The 21,068-nt window shown below is 44.6% G+C and carries 19 protein-coding genes and 1 riboswitch; of the genes, 13 read left to right on the forward strand and 6 right to left on the reverse strand.

What is annotated here, in order from left to right:
* Nucleotides 1–3: 3 nt before the first annotated feature.
* Both MMA19_RS06870 and MMA19_RS06875 read right to left on the reverse strand, forming a co-directional pair.
* A complete protein-coding gene (locus tag MMA19_RS06870; RefSeq protein ID WP_006072416.1) occupies nucleotides 4–501 on the reverse strand; it encodes a tripartite tricarboxylate transporter TctB family protein in 498 nt (165 codons plus the stop codon).
* Between the two features lie 214 nt (nucleotides 502–715).
* A complete protein-coding gene (locus tag MMA19_RS06875) occupies nucleotides 716–1,690 on the reverse strand; it encodes a tripartite tricarboxylate transporter substrate binding protein (protein ID WP_240205863.1) in 975 nt (324 codons plus the stop codon).
* A gap of 292 nt (nucleotides 1,691–1,982) precedes the next feature.
* Between MMA19_RS06875 and MMA19_RS06880 the strand changes: the two genes are divergently transcribed.
* The 6 genes from MMA19_RS06880 to MMA19_RS06905 all read left to right on the forward strand — a co-directional run bounded on the left by MMA19_RS06880 (nucleotide 1,983) and on the right by MMA19_RS06905 (nucleotide 10,605).
* Nucleotides 1,983–2,669: a GntR family transcriptional regulator gene (locus MMA19_RS06880; protein ID WP_006072419.1), complete on the forward strand. Its 687-nt coding sequence runs from the start codon at nucleotides 1,983–1,985 to the stop codon at nucleotides 2,667–2,669.
* 72 nt (nucleotides 2,670–2,741) lie between these two features.
* Nucleotides 2,742–3,641 carry a methylisocitrate lyase gene (prpB, locus tag MMA19_RS06885; protein WP_062460608.1) on the forward strand — a complete coding sequence of 300 codons (900 nt, stop codon included), beginning with the start codon at nucleotides 2,742–2,744 and terminating at the stop codon, nucleotides 3,639–3,641.
* A 104-nt stretch (nucleotides 3,642–3,745) separates the two neighbouring features.
* Nucleotides 3,746–4,876, forward strand: a complete 1,131-nt coding sequence (gene prpC / locus MMA19_RS06890) for a 2-methylcitrate synthase (RefSeq protein ID WP_062460605.1) — start codon at nucleotides 3,746–3,748, stop codon at nucleotides 4,874–4,876.
* A gap of 48 nt (nucleotides 4,877–4,924) precedes the next feature.
* Complete coding sequence (gene acnD / locus MMA19_RS06895; RefSeq protein ID WP_124941132.1) at nucleotides 4,925–7,519, forward strand: Fe/S-dependent 2-methylisocitrate dehydratase AcnD; 2,595 nt, start codon at nucleotides 4,925–4,927, stop codon at nucleotides 7,517–7,519.
* 10 nt (nucleotides 7,520–7,529) lie between these two features.
* The gene (gene prpF / locus MMA19_RS06900) at nucleotides 7,530–8,705 is read left to right on the forward strand and encodes a 2-methylaconitate cis-trans isomerase PrpF (protein ID WP_240205864.1); all 1,176 of its coding nucleotides are present in this window, start codon (nucleotides 7,530–7,532) and stop codon (nucleotides 8,703–8,705) included.
* A 19-nt stretch (nucleotides 8,706–8,724) separates the two neighbouring features.
* Entirely contained in the window at nucleotides 8,725–10,605 is a 1,881-nt protein-coding gene (locus MMA19_RS06905) for a propionyl-CoA synthetase (RefSeq protein WP_124941134.1), read from the forward strand.
* A 1-nt stretch (nucleotide 10,606) separates the two neighbouring features.
* Here MMA19_RS06905 and MMA19_RS06910 read toward each other — a convergent pair whose 3' ends face one another.
* Nucleotides 10,607–10,942 (reverse strand): hypothetical protein, encoded by a 336-nt coding sequence (locus MMA19_RS06910; protein ID WP_006072426.1) that lies wholly within the window; start codon nucleotides 10,940–10,942, stop codon nucleotides 10,607–10,609.
* A 176-nt stretch (nucleotides 10,943–11,118) separates the two neighbouring features.
* Here MMA19_RS06910 and MMA19_RS06915 point away from each other — a divergent pair, with 176 nt between their 5' ends.
* Nucleotides 11,119–11,613 carry an N-acetyltransferase gene (locus MMA19_RS06915; protein WP_240205865.1) on the forward strand — a complete coding sequence of 165 codons (495 nt, stop codon included), beginning with the start codon at nucleotides 11,119–11,121 and terminating at the stop codon, nucleotides 11,611–11,613.
* 12 nt (nucleotides 11,614–11,625) lie between these two features.
* Nucleotides 11,626–13,158, forward strand: coding sequence for a bifunctional NUDIX hydrolase/phosphatase PAP2 family protein (locus tag MMA19_RS06920; RefSeq protein WP_240205866.1), 1,533 nt, complete (start codon nucleotides 11,626–11,628; stop codon nucleotides 13,156–13,158).
* 266 nt (nucleotides 13,159–13,424) lie between these two features.
* Here MMA19_RS06920 and MMA19_RS06925 read toward each other — a convergent pair whose 3' ends face one another.
* A complete protein-coding gene (locus MMA19_RS06925; protein WP_006072436.1) occupies nucleotides 13,425–14,792 on the reverse strand; it encodes a sodium:alanine symporter family protein in 1,368 nt (455 codons plus the stop codon).
* Nucleotides 14,793–14,937: 145 nt separating this feature from the next.
* A riboswitch (glycine riboswitch) is annotated at nucleotides 14,938–15,037 on the reverse strand.
* Nucleotides 15,038–15,426: 389 nt separating this feature from the next.
* Between MMA19_RS06925 and MMA19_RS06930 the strand changes: the two genes are divergently transcribed.
* The 4 genes from MMA19_RS06930 (at nucleotide 15,427) to MMA19_RS06945 (ending at nucleotide 17,934) form a co-directional block, all read left to right on the forward strand.
* On the forward strand, nucleotides 15,427–15,585 hold the full coding sequence (locus MMA19_RS06930; protein ID WP_006072438.1) for a hypothetical protein: 159 nt from the start codon (nucleotides 15,427–15,429) through the stop codon (nucleotides 15,583–15,585).
* Nucleotides 15,586–15,614: 29 nt separating this feature from the next.
* Nucleotides 15,615–16,355, forward strand: a complete 741-nt coding sequence (locus tag MMA19_RS06935; RefSeq protein ID WP_240205867.1) for a chromosome partitioning protein ParA — start codon at nucleotides 15,615–15,617, stop codon at nucleotides 16,353–16,355.
* 162 nt (nucleotides 16,356–16,517) lie between these two features.
* Nucleotides 16,518–16,901, forward strand: coding sequence for a DUF4156 domain-containing protein (locus MMA19_RS06940; RefSeq protein ID WP_038222565.1), 384 nt, complete (start codon nucleotides 16,518–16,520; stop codon nucleotides 16,899–16,901).
* A gap of 172 nt (nucleotides 16,902–17,073) precedes the next feature.
* On the forward strand, nucleotides 17,074–17,934 hold the full coding sequence (locus MMA19_RS06945) for a DNA ligase (RefSeq protein ID WP_240205868.1): 861 nt from the start codon (nucleotides 17,074–17,076) through the stop codon (nucleotides 17,932–17,934).
* 3 nt (nucleotides 17,935–17,937) lie between these two features.
* On the opposite strand, the gene MMA19_RS06950 is transcribed toward MMA19_RS06945, so the two are convergent.
* Both MMA19_RS06950 and MMA19_RS06955 read right to left on the reverse strand, forming a co-directional pair.
* Complete coding sequence (locus MMA19_RS06950) at nucleotides 17,938–19,002, reverse strand: DUF3080 family protein (RefSeq protein ID WP_062460586.1); 1,065 nt, start codon at nucleotides 19,000–19,002, stop codon at nucleotides 17,938–17,940.
* Between the two features lie 90 nt (nucleotides 19,003–19,092).
* Nucleotides 19,093–20,463 (reverse strand): MATE family efflux transporter, encoded by a 1,371-nt coding sequence (locus MMA19_RS06955; protein WP_240205869.1) that lies wholly within the window; start codon nucleotides 20,461–20,463, stop codon nucleotides 19,093–19,095.
* Nucleotides 20,464–20,641: 178 nt separating this feature from the next.
* Here MMA19_RS06955 and MMA19_RS06960 point away from each other — a divergent pair, with 178 nt between their 5' ends.
* A complete protein-coding gene (locus MMA19_RS06960; RefSeq protein ID WP_031494003.1) occupies nucleotides 20,642–20,998 on the forward strand; it encodes a VOC family protein in 357 nt (118 codons plus the stop codon).
* Nucleotides 20,999–21,068: the final 70 nt, after the last annotated feature.

A 21,068-nucleotide genomic window follows, 5' to 3' on the forward strand; every position in this document is an offset into this window, starting at 1 on the left:
GTCCTACCAAAGAGTGAAGATGAGTCCAGGCTCTAGATAAATATCTAGTCCTTGCGTAAGCATGAGATAAAAAGCGATGACAAAAGGAAAAGAAGCACCAAGTAAAATGCTCTTACGACGTTCACCAAGTAAATAGAACCCAATCATTAAGAAGAAACCAGTAGCGAGGACAAATCCTAGATAGGTTAGTCCCAACCCATATGCGGCCATTAACACCAAAAATCCAATCAGTAGTTTCCAATTGAAATCAGTGACGGCGCCGCTTTTTTCATTAGGTTGTCCGGTGACAAGAAGAATTACCGACAGCACAATACCAACAACGGTTAATATGCTTGGTAACGTTCTCGCGGTGAACGGTTCGTACTCATCCCCAGGAAACATTGGGATTAGCGATGTCTGGTATCCATAGCATAAGCAAAGGATCATAAATATCATCGCACCTACACGATCACGAGAAAGTAGATTTTCTTTCGTGAACAGCTTAGAGGTGAAATCTGACATAACTCACTCCAGGTAAAGAAAAGAGAAAAGGCCGTATACAAGGGATCGATGAGCGTCGACCAAGTGGGTAAGAGAACTCAGGACACAGTCTTTTTACCCAATAAACAAAGGAGTACTGCTAGAGCAATTACAAACTGAAGGATTCGTAGCTGCGTCTCATATACGGCAAAATATTGGCAAGAGGAGGGAACAGCAAATCCCTCCTTAGTGTTGCTTACTGTTTCAAGAAACCAAGTTCAGTCATGAGCGCGCCCATCTGCTTTTCTTGGTCTTCAAGGAATTGGTAAAACTCTTGATCAGGTTTGTAGTTGTCAATCCAACCATTGCGGTCACGAACTACTGCCCATTCATCAGTGGAGTACATTTTCGACAGCGCCTCTGTCCACTCTTTGACTTTCTCTTCACTCGCCCCTGGAGCTGCGAAGAAACCACGCCAGTTAGCAAAGACAGTTTCGTTTCCATACTCGGTTAGTGTTGGAATATTCGGCGCTGCTTCGAGACGCTTCGGTGCTGTAACAGCAAGTACTTTGACTTGACCTGACTTCGACATTTCTAGCACTTCACCAAGACCTGTTGACAGAAGCTGGGTTTCGCCCGATAGAAGAGCGGCCATCGCTTTACCACCTGCATCGTAGGCAATGTAGCGTACCTTTTTCGCATCAAAGCCTTCGCCTTTAAATGCTGCCGCAACGACTAGGTGGTCCATGCTTCCTCGAGCTGAGCCTCCTGCAATTTTGACTTTACGAGGGTTCTCTTTGAAGTCACCAACTACGTCTTCCCATGTGTTGTATGGAGAATCTGCTGGAGCAACAATAGCGCCATAGTCAGCAATCGTTGCTGCAACAGGTGTAAGGTCTCTAAATGATTGTGGGAAAACACCAGTCAATGAACGCACAACGATAGGAGTAGAGTTAACCATTAAGGTGTCTTCTTGGCGCTGCGCGGTTTCGATTAGGTGTGCAATTGCTTTACCACCGCCACCACCTGACAGGTTTTGAAAAGAAACATTGTCGACAATATCTGCTTTTACCAAGACATCACCTGTTCCGCGTGCTGTCATATCCCAACCGCCGCCAGCACCTCCAGGAATTAAGAAATGAATCTTCTCTAGATCTGCAGCATAACTACCAAAAGAAAGAGTAGTTGCCACAATCGATGCCGCTAGGGTCGGTTTTAGTGCCTTAAACATGTTCACGTTCCTTATGTTGACTTTATTGTCTGCCAGCAGAGGGATGCTGACTTGACCTCTATGGGTTAGCTAAAGGTTACGTACTTGTTACAAATGCATCAATAAAGTGCAGATATTGAGGATAAAGAACATAGGGTGAATTTTGTTCATAAAGTTCACACGTTGGTTTTTAAGTTAGACGTTAGTCTACATTGTCGACAATCCTGTTGATCTGATGGCATTAAGCTGCTTAAATAATGTTCATGTAATGAGAACTGTCAACAATGTAGTAAATTCTAAGGTGAGCGTTGATATGAGTGCAGAACCAGTAATGAATGACGACGCGCCGTTAAAAGAAGCGACCAAGTCTGAAAATTTAACAGAACAGCTCATCGAAGAGATTGTTGAAGGGAGAATTGAATCAGGTAGCAAGATCTCTGAACCAGAGCTAGCAAAACGCTTTGAAGTGAGCCGTGGACCTCTTCGTGAGGCTATTATGCGCCTAGAAGGGTTAGGACTGATTGAACGAATTCCTCATGTAGGGGCGCGCGTGATTACCTTATCTCAAGATAAGTTGGTGGAGTTGTACTCCGTTCGTGAAGCTCTAGAAGGAATGGCGGCGAGACTGGCTGCACAAAACATCAGTGATAAAGAAGTTGGTGAGTTGGAAACGCTGTTAAACCGACACTCAGAGCATATAGACGAAGTGGATGGTGCTTCCTATTTCCACCAGCATGGTGATTTTGACTTCCATTACCGCATCATCAAAGCCAGTCAAAACAGTCAATTAGTAAACTTGCTATGCAATGAGCTTTACCACTTGTTGAGGATGTATCGATATCAATCACCTCGGACACAATCTCGTCCTGAGGCAGCGTTAAAGGAACATCTTTTTATTTTAGACGCGATTAAAAATCGTGATCCTGAATTGGCAGAACTGCTGATGAGAAGACACATTTCACGAAGCAAGGCGTTAATCGAAAAGAACCTAGACAGCTAATTCAATTTATAGATGACGCAGTAAAGATGTCCGGCACTGCGTTACATAAGGGAAAGTAACAAGGAGACAATCATGTCAGTATCCCCGGGACAACTATTCCGTGACGCCGTCACTAACGGTAACCCACTTCAAGTCGTTGGTACGGTAAATCCTTACTGCGCCATGATGGCAAAAAACGTTGGTCATCAAGCTATTTACTTGTCGGGTGGTGGCATTGCTAACGCATCGTATGGACTTCCTGACCTAGGTATTACTACCTTAAATGACGTCTTGGTTGATGTAGAGCGCATTACAAATGCGTGTGACTTGCCTTTGCTGGTGGACATTGATACTGGCTTCGGCGGCGCTTTTAACATTGCTCGTACGATTAAGGCGATGGAAAAAGCAGGGGCTGCAGCGGTGCATATTGAAGATCAGGTGGCTCAAAAGCGTTGTGGCCATCGCCCTAATAAAGCCATTGTTAGTCAGCAAGAAATGGTAGATAGAGTCAAAGCTGCGGTAGACGCCAAAACTGACGCTAGCTTTGTCATTATGGCCCGTACCGATGCACTGGCGGTTGAAGGGATGGATAAGGCTATTGAACGCGCGATTGCGTGTGTTCACGCGGGTGCTGACATGATATTCCCCGAGGCGATGACCTCGCTTGAACACTATCAGCAATTCAAAACGGCTTTGAATCAGGCTACAGGTAAAGATGTTCCGATTCTTGCCAATATTACCGAGTTTGGGCAAACCCCGTTATTTGGTTGTGACGAGTTGGCAAAAGTCGGCGTCGATATGGTCCTTTACCCGCTATCTGCATTTAGAGCGATGAACAAGGCAGCAGAGAATGTCTACCAGCATTTGCTAAGTGTTGGCAATCAAGAAGCGCTTACCGAGCAAATGCAAACTCGTGCAGAGCTCTATGCACATCTCAATTATCACAGCTACGAAGATAAACTGGATCAACTATTTACCGAAAGCAAATCCTAGGAATACAACGGAAGCTCAAGAAAACCATTTACTAACTTTATCCAATAACATGATGCCGCGTTAAGAGATCCCAAAAGGGACAAAAGCGGGAAAAGGAGTTCAAAATGCCTAATTCAGCCATAGGTGGAGCCGGTCTTCGAGGCCAAAGTGCAGGTACAACAGCACTATGTACAGTAGGTAAGTCGGGGACAGGTCTTACTTACCGAGGTTACGACATCACCGATCTTGCCAACAATGCGCAATTTGAAGAAGTCGCGCACTTACTATTGCGTGGACATTTACCTAATCAAACAGAGCTTGATGAATATAAAACCATTCTTGTGGGCTTACGTGGCCTGCCAGAATCTCTGAAAAAGGCACTGGAATTGATTCCCGCTGATGCTCACCCGATGGATGTGATGAGAACGGGTTGCTCGATGCTAGGTAATTTAGAGCAAGAACTAGACTTCTCTGAGCAAGAGGCGGCGACAGAGAGAATGCTGGCGTTATTCCCAGCGATTATCTGTTACTGGTATCGCTACAGTCATGATGGTGTGCGTATTGATACCAAGGACCAGTCAGAGGATTGTATTGGTGGCTATTTCCTGAAAATGCTCACTGATAAGTCGCCATCTGAGCTTCACAAAAAAGTGATGCATTGTTCGTTAATTCTTTATGCCGAGCATGAATTTAATGCCTCGACCTTTGCAGCTCGTGTTTGCGCGTCAACCTTGTCCGATATTCATTCCTGCATCACCGCAGCTATAGGCACTCTGCGTGGTCCATTGCACGGCGGTGCAAACGAAGCCGCCATGGATATGATTCAAGATTGGCGTAGCGCGGACGAAGCAGAAGCGAACATCATGCAGATGCTAGCCAACAAAGATAAAATCATGGGTTTTGGGCATGCTATTTACCGTGAGAGCGATCCGCGTAATGCACTCATTAAGCGTTGGTCAGAAGAGCTATCTACACAAGTTGGCGATACCTATCTTTACGATGTTTCGGTAAGGGTAGAAGCGGTAATGAAACGCGAAAAAGGTCTGTTCTGTAACGCTGACTTTTTCCATGCGTCGGCTTACCACTTTATGGATATTCCTACCAAACTGTTCACGCCTATTTTCGTCATGAGTCGACTTACAGGTTGGGCTGCTCACGTTTATGAGCAGCGCGCAAATAACCGAATTATTAGACCAAGCGCGGACTATGAAGGCCCAGAAGCAAGAGAGTGGGTGGAAATCAACGAACGTGACTAACTGTGAAAACTAAGCAGAGAAAAAAGAGCGTTTAGAAAGGATGTGAGCATGTCTAATCAAACTATAAATTACCAATATCGCAAAGCTCTCCCCAATTCGCAGTTGGACTATTACGATGCCAAAGCTGCGGTTGATGACATAGAGCCAGGAGCCTACCAGCACTTGCCATACACGTCTCGAGTTTTGGCAGAGAATTTAGTACGTCGTTGCGAACCGTCAGAGCTAGAGGAGTGTTTGTCTCAGCTTATTTATCGCCGTCGAGATAAAGACTTCCCTTGGTATCCAGCCCGCGTTGTCTGTCATGACATTCTTGGGCAGACTGCTTTGGTGGACTTAGCTGGATTGAGAGACGCGATAGCTAATCAAGGCGGCGATCCGGCCAGCGTCAACCCTGTTGTTGAAACTCAGCTGATTGTTGACCATTCATTGGCGGTTGAGCATGCCGGCTTTGAGGCTGATGCGTTTGAAAAGAATCGAGCCGTAGAAGAGCGTCGAAATGAAGACCGATTCCACTTTATCGAGTGGTGTAAAACCGCCTTTGAGAACGTTAGTGTAGTACCAGCCGGTAACGGAATTATGCACCAGATCAACTTAGAGAAGTTGTCGCCAGTCGTTCAAACTAAGCAAGGCGTGGCATTTCCCGATACCTGCGTCGGCACAGATAGCCATACGCCTCACGTTGATGCACTTGGTGTTATTGCCATTGGCGTTGGTGGTTTAGAGGCGGAAACGGTGATGTTAGGTCGACCATCCATGATGCGCTTACCAGATATTGTCGGGGTTCGTCTTGTTGGACAGCGTCAACCCGGTATTACCGCCACTGATATTGTGTTGGCGTTAACTGAGTTCTTGCGTGCTCAACGTGTAGTATCGAGTTATTTGGAATTCTTTGGTGAAGGTACTAAGCATCTGACTATCGGTGATCGTGCCACCATTTCAAATATGACGCCAGAATACGGCGCGTCGGCTGGCATGTTCTACATTGACGAGCAGACTATTAACTATCTGAAGCTTACTGGTCGCGATGATGAACAAGTTAAATTGGTAGAAAACTATGCTAAGCAAACAGGGCTTTGGGCAAATGCTTTAGAAAGTGCACAATATGAGCGAGTACTTGAATTTGATCTATCTAAAGTTGAAAGAACCTTAGCAGGTCCCTCCAACCCACATCGCCGATTACCAACTGCTGAGTTAAACCAGCAGGGTATTGCTGCACCTTGGGAGCAGACGCAAGATAAGATGCCAGATGGTGCTGTTATCATTGCGGCTATTACCTCCTGTACAAATACCAGTAATCCAAGAAATGTTGTGGCGGCAGGGTTGATCGCCAAAAAAGCCAATGAGTTAGGACTACTGCGCAAACCGTGGGTGAAATCATCATTCGCACCGGGTTCCAAGGTCGCTAAGCTGTATCTAGAAGAAGCTGGATTGTTACCTGAACTCGAAAAGTTGGGGTTTGGCATCGTTGCCTATGCTTGTACCACGTGTAATGGTATGAGTGGTGCGTTGGATCCGCAAATTCAGCAAGAGATCATTGAAAACGATCTCTACACCACTGCTGTATTGTCGGGTAACCGGAACTTTGATGGGCGAATTCACCCCTACGCTAAACAAGCGTTTCTCGCCTCACCGCCATTGGTTGTTGCGTACGCGATAGCAGGTACCATTCGCTTTGATATTGAGCGCGATGCTCTTGGTCTTGATGCTTCCGGTAACCCCATCTATCTCAACGATATTTGGCCAAGTGATGAAGAGATCGATGCTGTAGTTAGTCAACATGTGAAACCTGAGCAATTTAACCAAGTGTATATTCAAATGTTCAAGCTGGATGAGACCGAGAGAGCGAAAAGCCCACTCTATGACTGGCGTGAACGCAGCACTTATATTCGTAGACCGCCATACTGGGAAGGGGCGTTGACAGGTAAACGCACATTGCGAGGAATGCGACCTTTAGCAGTATTGGGCGACAACATTACCACTGATCACTTGTCGCCATCGAACGCGATTCTAGCCACTAGTGCTGCCGGCGAATATCTGACAAGCATGGGCGTGCCAGAAGAAGACTACAACTCGTATGCAACCCATCGTGGTGACCACTTGACCGCGCAAAGAGCGACATTTGCGAATCCAAAATTGTTCAACGAGATGGTTAAAGAGGATGAACAGGTCGTTCAAGGATCTCTCGCTCGTATTGAGCCGGAAGGTAAAGTCACAAGAATGTGGGAAGCCATTGAGACCTATATGGCGCGTAAACAGCCGTTAATCATTGTAGCGGGTGCTGATTATGGGCAAGGTTCTTCGCGAGATTGGGCTGCAAAAGGTGTGCGCCTAGCCGGGGTTGAAGCTATTGCGGCAGAGGGTTTTGAACGAATTCACCGCACCAATTTAGTGGGGATGGGAGTACTACCTCTTGAGTTCAAAAAAGGTACCAACCGCAATACGTTAGCGCTTGATGGCACGGAACTGTACGACGTCGTAGGCGATATCAAAGCGGGTTGTGATCTTGCTTTAGTGATTACCCGAACCAACGGGGAAAAACTCGATGTGCCAGTGACTTGCCGTTTGGATACTGAAGATGAAGTTAAAGTCTACTCTGCTGGTGGCGTGTTACAGCGATTTGCTCAAGACTTCTTAGCACAGTAAGGGGAAAGGAATGACGAAACAAATTAAAATTCCTGCGACTTATCTGCGTGGCGGTACTAGTAAGGGGGTCTTTTTCAGCTTGTTGGATCTCCCTCTTGAAGCTCAGCAACCAGGAGCAGCACGAGACAAGTTACTGATGCGCGTAATAGGAAGTCCAGATCCTTATGCAAAACAGATTGATGGCATGGGAGGCGCGACGTCGAGCACCAGTAAAACGGTGATAGTGTCAAAAAGCACCCGTGATGATCACGATATTGACTATTTATTTGGGCAAGTCTCAATCGACAAGGCCTTCGTCGATTGGAGTGGTAATTGCGGCAACTTATCGGCTGCGGTGGGACCTTTCGCTATTCATAGTGGGTTGGTTGATAACGAGCGGATACCCGAAAACGGAATCGCGAAAATTCGAATTTGGCAGGCAAACATTCAAAAAACCATTATCGCTAACGTTCCTATTGTCGACGGCGAAGTGCAAGAGTTGGGTGATTTTGAGCTCGACGGAGTGACATTTCCGGCTGCCGAGATCGCGGTTGAGTTTGTTGACCCTAGTGACAGCAATGGCTCGATGTTCCCGACGGGCAACTTGATTGATGATCTAGAAGTGCCAAATGTAGGTGTGTTTAATGCGACCATGATCAGTGCGGGTATCCCAACGATTTTTATCGATGCCAAGGAACTAGGTTTATCAGGTGCTGAACTTCAAGATGACATTAACAGTGATGAGGCTTGGCTTGAAAAGTTTGAAATAATCCGAGCGCATGGTGCGGTAAAAATGGGCTTGATTGATTCGGTTGATCAAGCCGCGACTAGGCAGCACACTCCGAAAGTGGCTTTTGTGTCGTCTGCAAAAGACTACGTTTCATCGAGTGGTAAGCCCATTGAGGCCAACAGCGTTGATCTCTTAGCTCGTGCTTTGTCGATGGGGAAATTACACCATGCGATGATGGGCACTGCGGCCGTTGCCATCGCCTGCGCTTCAAGCGTAGACGGTACCGTCGTAAATTTGGCTGCTGGCGGAGGCAACCGAGAATCTGTGACGTTTGGGCACCCTTCTGGAACATTGAAGGTGGGGGCGGTTTCTTCACAGTCATCGAATGGCTGGACAGTAAATAAAGCAATAATGAGTCGAAGTGCTCGAATCCTTATGGAAGGTTGGGTTCGTGTGCCATCGGATACTATGAAATAGACATATTGGAGGACGCATTATGTCTGCATATCAACAAGAATATCAGTGGGCTGAGAAGCAACCAGAGTCTTTTTGGGAACATCAAGCAAGAGCCATTGACTGGTTTGAAGCGCCAAAAACCATACTTGAGAAAGATGAAAACGGCATCGAGCGTTGGTTTCCTGACGGCGTTATGAATACTGCTTGGTTAGCACTTGATTATCACTGCGAAAATGGGCGAGGGGAGAAAACCGCTCTCATTTACGACTCACCTGTCACAGGAACAAAGCAAAAGTATAGCTATTTTGAGCTTCGAGATAAGGTTGCAAAAATCGCGGGAATGCTTGCTAAACAAGGAGTGGTTAAAGGCGATCGTGTTGTTATCTATATGCCAATGATCCCGGAAGCGGCAATGGCAATGTTGGCTTGTGCACGTTTGGGGGCGATTCATTCAGTAGTATTCGGCGGCTTTGCACCAAACGAACTGGCTGTCAGAATTGAGGATGCTGAACCTAAAGTCATTATGACCGCGTCTTGCGGTATAGAAATCAATAAGGTTTTACCTTACAAGCCATTGGTTGACAAGGCGATCATGGATAGTCGTTGGAAGCCGAACAATGTATTTGTACTGCAACGTCCGCAATGTGAGGCAGAGCTGAATCAAGAACGTGATTTGGACTGGCAAACAGAATATGAATCAGCGTTGCCCCATGAATGTGTACCTGTGCTTGCCACTGACCCTCTATATATTTTGTATACGTCAGGAACGACTGGGAAACCAAAAGGTGTGGTGCGCGATAATGGTGGGCACGCCGTCGCTATGAAGTACTCAATGTCTGCAGTCTACAACATGCCAACTGATGGCGTGTATTGGGCCGCGTCGGATGTAGGTTGGGTAGTTGGGCACTCTTACATTGTTTATGCGCCGCTTATTCACGGTTGCACTTCAATTCTTTTTGAAGGCAAACCGGTGAGAACACCTGATCCAGGTGCGTTTTGGCGTGTGTGTGAAGAATATAATGTTCAAGTGCTGTTCTCTGCACCTACAGCGTTTCGAGCAATCAAGAAGGAAGACCCTGATGGCTTGGAGTTGTCTAAGTATGATATCAGCGGGTTAAAGAGCATTTTTATGGCGGGGGAGCGTCTCGACCCACCGACGTTAGAGTGGGTAGAAACACATACCAAAAAGCCAGTGATCGACCATTGGTGGCAAACGGAAACGGGTTGGGCTATCTCTTCTAACCCGTTAGGTATAGAGGTAATGGGTGTCAAAGCGGGCTCATCAACGAAACCAAGTCCGGGTTTTACCGTTGAGATTCTCAATGAAATCGGTGAGCCAGTTGGTGCTAATCAACAAGGCTTTGTCTCACTTAAACGTCCATTGCCACCAAGTTGCCTTACTACCGTGTGGCGCAATCATGACCGATTTGAATCGGGCTATTTAAGTCAGTTTGAAGGTTATTATGTCTCTGGAGATGGCGGTTATCTGGATGAGGATGGCTACTTATTCATTATGGGACGAGTGGATGATGTCATAAACGTAGCAGGACACCGCTTATCTACTGGTGAGATGGAAGAAATTGTTGGTGGACATCCAGCGATTGCAGAGTGCGCAGTTGTTGGTGTGCATGATGACCTCAAAGGTCAGTTGCCATTGGGCTTAGTGGTATTAAAAGATGGTGTCAAAGTTGATAGTGGGGAACTGGAACATGAATTGGTCGGTAAAGTTCGTCAGGAAATCGGTGCTGTTGCATGTTTCAAACACGCACTAGTAGTAGAACGATTACCCAAAACTCGCTCTGGTAAGATTCTACGTCGAGTTATACGCCAAATAGCCGACGGTGAAACCTACACTGTCCCTTCGACGATTGATGACCCAAGCAGCCTTTCAGAAATTGAACGAGCGTTGCATACAGACTGATTTAATTGTCATAAGGAACCGAACTCATCTGCCACATTTTAAGAACATGGTTCGGTTCCTCGCAGTTACCAAACAACATTTGATACTTAGGAGTAAAAGGTTCGCCGATATAGGTAGTACGGCTGAACTTTCCGGTCTTTAGGTCGACCTGTGTGACAACTCTTCCTTTAAAATTCTGAAAAATTACGAACTGCTCACTTTGAAATACTAACTGTTCTTGATAGAACCAAAAATGGTCGGTAGTAGCCGTTAACGTACATTTCATCGGCAAAGACGCCAAAGAATAGGGCGCCCATAATAGTAGGCCGAACAAAGTGCAAATCAGTGTACGTGACATATCATGCTCCTTATCGTTTTGGATAAGTATAGTCACCTGAGAGTGTGATATTCACCCACGAGACTCCTACATCATCTGTCATTATGTTTTTTTATTTGCACATGCCTGACAAAACCCTCACACTAGGCGCACATTTGTAAACGACTTTCTCTTTTTGCAACATTTACCACGCGTCTATGACTGATTTAGCCTATAGAATTCGCTCTGCTAATACCCAAGATTTGGAAACGCTAAATGATCTTATGTATGAGTTGCATGAGTATCATCACCAAGCTGTCCCCGAAGACTTCAAACCCGCATCAGAGGTGCAGGAAGAAAAGAGCATTGCACGTTACCTAGATTCACCTGACTGCTTGGTACTTGTTCTAACCATTGATGGCGACAAGCGCGTCCCTCAGAGCGTCGGTTTTGTGACGGCGCAGTTTTGTGAACTACTGTCACCGATTAGTAAGCCTTGTTTAATAGGAAATATCGATGAGCTGTTTATAAAACCTGACTATCGGCATCATGGGTTTGCTCAAAAATTACTGAAAGAAAGTGAACGTCGTTTAATTGAGTTAGGGGCTAGTCAGATTATGGTTGAGGTCTGGGACTTTAATCACGCCGCTCTGAACTTATATAACAAAGAGGGATTTATCCCTCATATACATTGTCTTAGAAAAAAAATCTAATTAGGTATGTCTGTGACTCAACTTTTGAGCCATATTGCTTTTACGCTATTACTTGCGCTACTAACAATACATCAGAGCTTTGCTGCTTCGGACATGTCGCCGAACGTAACGTCTAAGGTGCCAAACACCTCGTTCAATGAGCTGTCGGATAATCTCCGAGAACCTTTTGTACATAATGATCCACCATTAGCTCCTACAATAAGAGGAGCATTGTGTTTGGTTCGTGCTGACGATCGCATTCTGCTGGTCGATGAAATCGTAACGGGAAAGCTATCTTTGCCGGGAGGAACGATTGATAACAACGAAGACCCGCGACTGACTGCCCAACGTGAAACATGGGAAGAGGCAGGGTTAGTGGTTGTCGTTGGTCAAGAGTTAGGTCGAACTAAACGCGCAGTGTTTTATGAGTGTAAGGTCGAGTCTGACATCATTGCTTACAGTGAGACTAATTATGGTCGAGGCGTAGAACTTCCGATTTACTTTGCACCACATTTTGGTGTTGAGGTACGTAGTGCCAACCTACTGAGCCCAAAATCGGTATCATCGACCGAGTATCGATATCCTAGTCAGTGGCCGATGGTAGAATCTATGTTTGCTGCGATCCCGAATCAGCCTATCAGTTATATCGACAACCTAATCAGTTCTGCACCAAAAGTTCATCAACTCGAATTGTCTTGGTTATCTAGTACACAAGAAGCGCTTGTTGCAGCGCCGAAGCAACTACAAGAGTTAGTTGTCTTAGGTGGTAATGTACTTTACATCGTGTTGCAGCCGTTACTACTTATTTCATTCCTGCCACTGTTCATTTGGCTATGGGGGCGCTCCTTTACCGCACAACTTATGTTTGCTGTGACGGCGACCTCGTTATTTATTTTGGTCGCAAAGCAGGGGTTTAGTTTTCCTGTTCCCCATGCTTATTTACCCACGCTTAACTATAACGAGCGAAGCGGGTTCAGCTTTCCCGACTTAATCATGGCGAATTGGATTTGTATTTCCAGTATCGTGGTGAGTCAAATACAGCCACGTCATTTGAGTAAGTTCGCCATCGCGGCTTTTTTGGTCACTATCATCATCGCGTTCTACCAATTTATAAGTGGGGGTGCATTCTTGTCGGATATGTTAGCCGGTGCAATTATTGGTGCGCTTGTTGGCTGGCATTTTATTAGGCATCATTTTAGCCTTGCGGTCATTGAAGACTACACGTTTACGCGGGTTAAAGTGTGGCTCATACTAACGGCGATTGCGGCCACCTGTGCTTATATCTGGCAATACCCATCATTTTTAAGCTGGTTAGCGCTGTGTATCGGAATGCTATTGTTCGCTGTCGCAAATGGCTATTGTCCGCCTCGTTCGAAGATGTGTTTGAAAGAGCTCCTCTGTTCTTTGGTACTTATTCTACTGTTGTTAATTGGCTATTTTCGTTTGGAAACCATGTTTGCGCACAGTGGTATTGGATCTTTGCTATTACAAACATTGGTGATACCGGTGACTATTATGATTCCGGCTATTGTGATGATCGTGTTTCGTAAGAGAAACTGCCATTAAGACGTTTTAGTAAACGGATTAGCATTTGGCGTAGAAAGGTAACTCATAGTTTATGGATGACGTTAATCTATGGCTTCATTCATTCGGTAGGACATTCCTATGATCATTGCAATTATAGCGGCTTGTTCGGCGTTTATGGCGACATTGGCCACTCAATTAAACGGCGCAACCGATGCGGCACTAGATAGCGTTGCTGACATAATGTTTATGTAAAAAGAAAGGTCTGATTAAACATCAGACCTTTTCTAATTTAAGAGTTGATGACTCTATGCAATAACAGCCTCACGCTTGTCTTTAGAGGTCGAAGCAAAGTAGAGTTTAGTCTCTTCAATAACGACATTTCTGAGCAACACCAATCCAATTAGGTTAGGCACCGCCATTAAGCCATTCACGATGTCGGCAATAATCCAAATTATATCTAGGTGCAAGAAAGCGCCAGACGCGACCAAACCAACGAAGATGATCTTATAAGGTAATACCGCCTTGGTGCCCATGAGGAATACAACGCAACGTTCACCATAGTAATTCCAGCCAAGAATAGTGGTAAACGCGAAGAATATCAGTCCTATCGATACCAGTAGAGGACCGAGAGTATCCGAATTTAGACCGACAGCAAAAGCATGAGTGGTCATAGCTGCGCCAGCAAAATCACTTTGCCACGCACCAGTTAAAATCAATGCAAGGCCTGTCATGGTACAGATAATGATTGTGTCGATGAACGTACCCGTCATAGAGATAAGGCCTTGGCGAACACAGCTATCAGTTTTAGCCGCCGCCGCCGCCATTGGCGCACTGCCTAGACCACTCTCGTTAGAGAATACACCACGAGCAATACCGGATTGAATAGCCAGCATTATGCTGGCCCCGACGAAGCCCCCTGTTGCCGCTGTGCTAGTAAATGCAGATACTACGACAAGTTGAATTGCGGCACCTAGTTGTTCGGCGTTCATGACTATAACGCTCGAGCAGGCTAGTACATAAAACACCGCCATGGTTGGTACGACTTTACCTGCCACATTAGCAATAGACTTGATACCACCTAAGGTTACAAAGGCAACAAGAAGAGTAAGAACCGAAGCGGAGATCTCGCGAGAGATACCGAAAGAAATGTGGCTTGCATCCAGAATAGCGTTGACTTGCGGAAAGGTACCAATACCAAAACAAGCTACACCAAGAGCAAAGACAGCAAACATCGTGGCTAGGAACTTAGAACCAACACCATCGCGCAGATAGTACATAGGTCCGCCAAGCATCTGTCCTTTATCGTCTACTTTGCGATATTTAACGGCGAGCAAGCATTCGGCATACTTAGTGGCCATACCAAACAGCGCCGCTAACCACATCCAGAATAAAGCACCTGGGCCGCCTAGCTTAATTGCAGTTGCAACGCCTACGATGTTACCAGTCCCTATTGTCGCTGATAAAGCGGTACACAATGCAGCGAAGCTAGAAACATCACCATTACTGGATTTGTCTTTGCTGAATACGAGCTTGAGCGCGGTTGGAAGATGTCTAAATTGAAGTAAGCCAAGTCTAAACGTGAAGTATACGCCAGTACCAACAAGCAAAATGAGTAATGGTGGTCCCCATACAAAAGAGTCGATAGCTTGTAGTAAAGATTGAAGGTCGTTCATGATTTCCCCTTAATAAAACAAAACTTAAGGAGAAGAGAGAAGGGCAGTAATCCACAGACCGAAAATGATCTGAGTTCATTACCACTCAGTATTGACCGTAAACGGTTGTTCGTTACAGTAGAAATATGAGTTGTTCAATGGTGCTATTCTCTCCTCTGTCCTTTTGCCTGAGAGTTTCACTCATTACATGAAATGAGCTTGCTCCTTCGGCGACCGATTTAACGGTTCTCTCCAGAGGTTCCTCCAACTACAGTCCTCACTTTATCCTTATCTAAGATAAGCTCTGATTTCTCAGAATAAAGCACCTGAAAGATTTACTTCTTCGGCGGGTCATACTAACCAAATGTTAATGCAAGGTTAATAAACCACTCTCCTGCAGTCTTCAACGGAACAAATATCTAGTGACTAGATAATCTGTGACAGCAATCCTATCGTAAATAAAAAACGATGTCATGAATAATTTTACAATTTATTTGAGCCAAAATAGGGCGTAGATCGTTCCATTTGGTATATTTGAACATGTTTCTGACTTTAGAATTGAAGTTGTACGCTAAAGTGATGAGTAGTACAGTTAACTCTCTGGAAATTCACTACTTTTGCTTAAAATGTAGCCGTTAGTGCAAAGGAGATGTTTATGACTCGATTGATTGCAATTGCGTTTCTAGTGGCTCTGGCCTTTTTACTGTTTCGATATAGAACCAATGAGAAGGTACAGAAAGGTGTGGTGATTACGGTGCTGTCTGCGTTTGTTATTTATACAGCAACCTTGGTCATATCTGAGTTAATTCGATAAACCTATGAACAACTTTTAAAGAGGTTAGAGTGGATAAACAACCTGAAAATCAGCCGGTCGAAAATGATGTCGTCGTCATCGAACAGAAAGATACCCGTGCGAGGTTGTATATTGGCATCGCCGCGGTGCTGGGTTTAGCAACTGGTGGTCTTATTGGCTCGGCAGTCACGCAAAATGACTGGCAGCAGCGATATAAAGAGCTCGATACCCAATACCAGCAAGCACTAGTCAAAACTCAAACTCAACAATCTAACTTGGATGAAAAACTTGCTTTAGCCGAGTCAGAGTCACAATTAAAGTTGCGCAAAGTGGTGGAAGAGAAAGTGGAACAACATCAGCAACAAGTAGATGCTTTGAATGAGCAGATTTCCAAACTTGAAGCCGATAACCAGCAACTCGAAAACCAGTTGAGTGCTCAAGGTAAGAAACTAGCGCAGCAGAAAAAACAGAATGTTCAACTGGAACGTAAAACGGATATCCAAAGTTCGATGTTCGAACAGTCTCAAGAGCTATTTAAGCGAGAAGCAGAACTGAAAGCTGAAGTGGCTAAGTTGGAACAAGAAAAATCGCAGCTGACTCCAAACTTGAAACGCTGGAAGAAGGATTGTGATCTATTCCTGGAAGGCACATCTTGGGATGCAAAGTCAGATTCATGTGACCGTTATGATTCTGCCACATCACGTATTAGCCAAATCGAGCAGATGTTGAAAGTGCATAATATGGATCTCAACCATATTGCGACGTTGAAAAGCGAACTCGGAATTCAATAACACTCAAGGATTGGCAAAGTAGAAATATCTAAAATTACTTTGCCAATTAATCTCCACCCTGAATTATGAAGTGAATGTCATTCACACTCTGATTCTATGATCTATCAATCTGATTGTAATATGCGGGCTTCATAAGAATCGTATCTTTAGATTGGTGAATAAATGAAAAACTCCACATTATTACTAGTCATTACTTTAATGGTTGGTTGCTCTGCTAAGCCCATTAACCAAGATGCTAAATCGGTCAGAATTGTCGATTCTGCACCTGCAAATTGCTTGTACTTAGGTGAAGTCGATGGAACGCAAGGTAATTGGTTTACCGCCGATTTTACAAGTGACAGAAACATTCTGGTTGGTGCTAGAAACCAGCTGAAAAACGAGGCACATAAACTAGGAGCGAATGTTGTTGTATTACAAAAGAGTGTAGATAATAGTAACGATGGTCTGTACGCTTATGCGGACAAAAACTCGTTTGGTATGTCTAGTAGTAAAGGTACTTACAGTAGTACGTTAATTGGTGAGGCGTATTTCTGCGCGGAACAATGATATTTTTATCGATAAGAATATATTCTATCGAGTTACTTCAAACTCAATTGTAATTGATATATTCCTAGTTACTAGATCATTCAAATTTGCTCGACTTTGCATGGAAATAATCGAACTAAAATACTGTTGTTATCTAGAATAACGTTAATTTTAACGTCTAAAGAACAGTAGAATGAACAGAGCAAATTATTGGCCCTATATTATATCAATATCGATGTTATCAACGGATGGTTTTGCGGAGGGAGTCGCCTACCTGGACACTAAACCTAGCGTTGTGAACGCCATCAATTACGACCAAAGCCTGAATATAAACGAGTACTATGTTAGTGAGAAGTTGGACGGTATTCGTGCTATTTGGACAGGAGAACAGTTAGTGACGCGTTCGGGACGCGTAATTAACGCTCCAGATTGGTTTACACATTCGCTTCCCGCCATCATGGTCGAAGGAGAGTTATGGGCGGGAAGACAGCAGTTTTCAAAAGTCCAAAATATAGTACTTGACCTAAAGCCCGACAATGAAGCTTGGCAAGAAATTCGTTTTAAATTGTTTGACGCTCCTGGGCATTTAGGAACCTTTGAACAACGATATGAGTTTCTTAAGCGTTACTGTGAAAGTGTTGCTTTGAGACATGTTCAATGTGTAGAACAGCGTACTGTTTTAAGTCACAAAGAACTCGATGACTATTTAGAATCGATAACAGCGAACAAGGCTGAAGGGCTGATGCTTAAACTGAAACATGAGGTCTATCATCCGGGCAGAAACCATTCACTTGTTAAAGTCAAAACCGTACAAGATATGGAAGGCCTAGTGGTTGGCTACAAAGAGGGGAAAGGCAAGTATCAAGGAAAGATGGGCGCATTACTTATCGAACTTAGTGACGGCGCACGGTTTTATGTCGGTAGCGGATTTAGCGATATAGAACGTACTAATCCTCCTAAAATCGGAACCATGATTACTTTTAAGCACAACGGTTGGACAGTCAATGGATTACCACGCTTTGCACGATTTTTCCGAATTCGCGATCCAGAGTAGCCATTACGGTTGTCTTATCTCCGTCAGGGTTTTACCACAGCGCTTAAACAACGATTTCCAATAGAATACATGCTGCTGATTTGCCGTTTTGAACTCATCATAAATGCGGTCGAGTCGATAAACCGACACCTTATCTTGCTGGACCTTATCCAAAACGTGCTTGATAAACACCACTTCGCGAGAGATGGCTTGATACTCGCTACTGAGAAACGAGAGGTAAGGCTGAATATCGGTGATGAATAGGTTGTTGAAGATATTAACCAAATAGTTAAAGCGGGTAGTATCTCTGTTAGCCCCACACAAAATTTTATTATCGTACTTCTGTAATTGTTGAGTGGCTACCGTCAGCCACTGTGTACTCGCTTGAAGAGAATAGGCGAGATTTCCGATAAGTTTCGTTTTCTCTAATGTTTCTTGGTACGGTGTAATCGACGGAGGTAAGGTTAAGGTATGGCTTCCTTCGGTCTGTGTGAGAATGTAAGCGGCAATACTATTGAATGTATTTAACGCAGAATGTAATTGAGCCGCTTGACTACTTATCCCTTCATCTAACCACTGATTACCGGATAGCTGAGCGCGCATAGCATTACTGGTAAAGATAAGATTTGAAAAGTAGCTGGGAAGATAACGGTATTTAGTGGCCAGAATGTCTTCAAGCTGAGCTTTCACACTTTGCTCTATTTTGTCGGATAACAAGCAGCGCTCGATACCGTCGATTAATGTTATCTGGTAGTCAAAATCACGAAATTGATCCTGGACTTTACCTAAAACAGAATTACGCTCGGCGATCAACTCAAAGAGATGGCATTTTCTGAGCTGATAACTGTCGATAATGCCCAAGGTAGTGCGTGGAATATCGATAGTAATTTCACGTTGGCTAGGAAGGGTGATTAAAGTGATGCTAGGGCTAGGTAACGTGTCGCTGTTTTGAACCGAGGCAATTCTTGACAAATAGTCTTCGAAACGGCTCTCAGCTCCTTTCTGCTCAATACATCCAGACAAGGCGCTTAAGAAAAAAACAAGCGCCATGACTGCTTTTGCTGATGGAGGTGTTGTTAGTGCTTTCAAAGTTTTCTGCGCGTTATATTACGTATCTAGGTATTACGTAAGCGTAGTCTATCTTTGATCACCCTTAATAAACTTATCGATGCTCTAAAGCTAGCGGCTCGCGTATTCGAGTTGTAACTCATCGTTTTGACGGTGCATCCATAGCAGTCGGATAGTGAGCATGATAGCGGCACTTGATAGACCAGCAATAAAGCCAATCCAGAAACCAACAATTCCCATTGGCTCGATAATTAAATCGGTCATTCCGAGAACGTAGCCTAACGGTAATCCAATTAGCCAATAGGCGATAAATGTACGATTAAAAATGGCTTTCATGTCTTTATAGCCACGCAATGCGCCCGCTGCAACAACTTGGATTGCGTCTGTACATTGATAGATGGCTGCAAAAATCAACAGGTGCATTGCAAGCGCTACTACTTCTACATTGTCGGTATAAAGGTGAACGATTTGTTGCTTAAAGATCAACGTACAGATTGCGGTGAAAATAGCGGCGCCAAGGCCCACTCCGAGGCCGACACGACAAGCAATGACTGCTCCAGCTGTATCAGTTTCACCCAGTTTATGTCCAACGCGGATACTGACTGCTGCACCGATACTCATTGGGATCATAAAGACCAAAGATGAAAAGTTCATTGCCACTTGATGCGACGCCACGACAAGTGAGCCAAGTGGCGCGACAAGCAATGAGACCACTGCAAAAAGAGATACTTCAAAAAAGATTGCAGCAGCGATAGGAAAGCCAAGCTTAAATAAACGAACCTGTGCTTTACGTTCTGGTTTATGCCAAGTTTTGAAAAGTTCAATGTGCTTGAGACGCTCAGTAGTGACGGCATAAAACAACATCATAAAGAACATGATCCAATAGACGATTGTGGTCGCAACGCCACATCCAACGCCGCCTAAAGCTGGAGCACCAAATTTCCCGTAAACAAAGATCCAGTTAAGTGGGATATTGATCAGTAAGCCAATAAAACCAATAACCATAGCGGGCTTTGTCAGCGACATTCCGTCTGTGTAACTACGTAGTGCTTGGAACAACAGGAAAGCAGGGACAGCGAAAATAACCGCGTAAATGTAGCCTACGGTTTTATCGGCCATGATGGTTTCGACACTCATTAAATCGAGTATGGTTTCTATTTGTAATAGGACTAACACGATTGGAACACTAATAAGCAGAGCCATGATGAAACCTTGATGGATTTCATAAGGGATCTGCTTTTGCTTTCCAGCGCCATTGAGTTGTGCAACAACGGGTACCAAGGCCATCAACAGACCTATACCGAAAAGAATAGAAGGAAGCCAAACACTGGCGGCAATGGAAACCGCCGCCATATCAACGGCACTCACACTACCTGCCATAATAGTGTCGACAAACCCCATACCGGTTTGAGCAATTGAGGCAATGAGAACGGGGGAGGCAAGTTTGATGAGATTTTTAGCTTCAGTCTGATAGCGTTGCACGTAAGATTCCATGTTTTATAAATAACCATGATGAATGATAAAGAAGTTTGTCATTACGCACCATAATTTATTGTCTCTGTGGTCAGATAATTGTTTGTTTTGGAAACAAACGTTTACTCACAATTATTATAGTGAACGTGTTTTATGATTGAATTATCAGAGCGGCAAGGATGAATTGATGAGTACACACGATAAATTGGATTATGTTGAGTTTGCAGCGGCCGATATTTCCGCGACAAAAGCGTTTTTTGAAGCGGCATTTGGTTGGACGTTTGAGGATTATGGACCTGATTATACAGCCTTTTCAAACCAAGGACTTAACGGCGGATTTTATCGCGCAGAGTTAAGTTCAAAAGCTCAACAGGGTGGGGCGTTGCTGGTTTTCTACAGCGCGGCGATTTCCGAAACACTGGAGCGGGTGAAACAAAATGGTGGCTGTATAGTACGGGATATTTTCGACTTTCCGGGTGGCTGCCGCTTTCATTTCAGCGAGCCAAGTGGCAACGAGTTTGCTGTTTGGTCTGAATCTAGATAATAAGCACTAAATACGCCAATGGGCTCTAGCATTCTGTTGGAGCCCATTGGTCATTCCATTACGTAAAAGC

This window comes from Vibrio sp. CyArs1 (assembly GCF_022432925.1).
In the GTDB taxonomy this organism is placed as follows: Bacteria; Pseudomonadota; Gammaproteobacteria; order Enterobacterales; family Vibrionaceae; genus Vibrio; species Vibrio mediterranei.

Bases quoted from the DNA above. Each gene is read 5' to 3' on its own strand.
- MMA19_RS06930 (WP_006072438.1), top strand. From the start codon at position 15,427: ATGACTCGATTGATTGCAATTGCGTTTCTAGTGGCTCTGGCCTTTTTA.
- prpB (WP_062460608.1), top strand. From the start codon at position 2,742: ATGTCAGTATCCCCGGGACAACTATTCCGTGACGCCGTCACTAACGGT.
- acnD (WP_124941132.1), top strand. From the start codon at position 4,925: ATGTCTAATCAAACTATAAATTACCAATATCGCAAAGCTCTCCCCAAT.
- MMA19_RS06945 (WP_240205868.1), top strand. From the start codon at position 17,074: ATGAACAGAGCAAATTATTGGCCCTATATTATATCAATATCGATGTTA.
- prpC (WP_062460605.1), top strand. From the start codon at position 3,746: ATGCCTAATTCAGCCATAGGTGGAGCCGGTCTTCGAGGCCAAAGTGCA.
- prpF (WP_240205864.1), top strand. From the start codon at position 7,530: ATGACGAAACAAATTAAAATTCCTGCGACTTATCTGCGTGGCGGTACT.
- MMA19_RS06910 (WP_006072426.1), bottom strand. From the start codon at position 10,942: ATGTCACGTACACTGATTTGCACTTTGTTCGGCCTACTATTATGGGCG.
- MMA19_RS06870 (WP_006072416.1), bottom strand. From the start codon at position 501: ATGTCAGATTTCACCTCTAAGCTGTTCACGAAAGAAAATCTACTTTCT.
- MMA19_RS06925 (WP_006072436.1), bottom strand. From the start codon at position 14,792: ATGAACGACCTTCAATCTTTACTACAAGCTATCGACTCTTTTGTATGG.
- MMA19_RS06875 (WP_240205863.1), bottom strand. From the start codon at position 1,690: ATGTTTAAGGCACTAAAACCGACCCTAGCGGCATCGATTGTGGCAACT.
- MMA19_RS06940 (WP_038222565.1), top strand. From the start codon at position 16,518: ATGAAAAACTCCACATTATTACTAGTCATTACTTTAATGGTTGGTTGC.
- MMA19_RS06915 (WP_240205865.1), top strand. From the start codon at position 11,119: ATGACTGATTTAGCCTATAGAATTCGCTCTGCTAATACCCAAGATTTG.
- MMA19_RS06880 (WP_006072419.1), top strand. From the start codon at position 1,983: ATGAGTGCAGAACCAGTAATGAATGACGACGCGCCGTTAAAAGAAGCG.
- MMA19_RS06905 (WP_124941134.1), top strand. From the start codon at position 8,725: ATGTCTGCATATCAACAAGAATATCAGTGGGCTGAGAAGCAACCAGAG.
- MMA19_RS06960 (WP_031494003.1), top strand. From the start codon at position 20,642: ATGAGTACACACGATAAATTGGATTATGTTGAGTTTGCAGCGGCCGAT.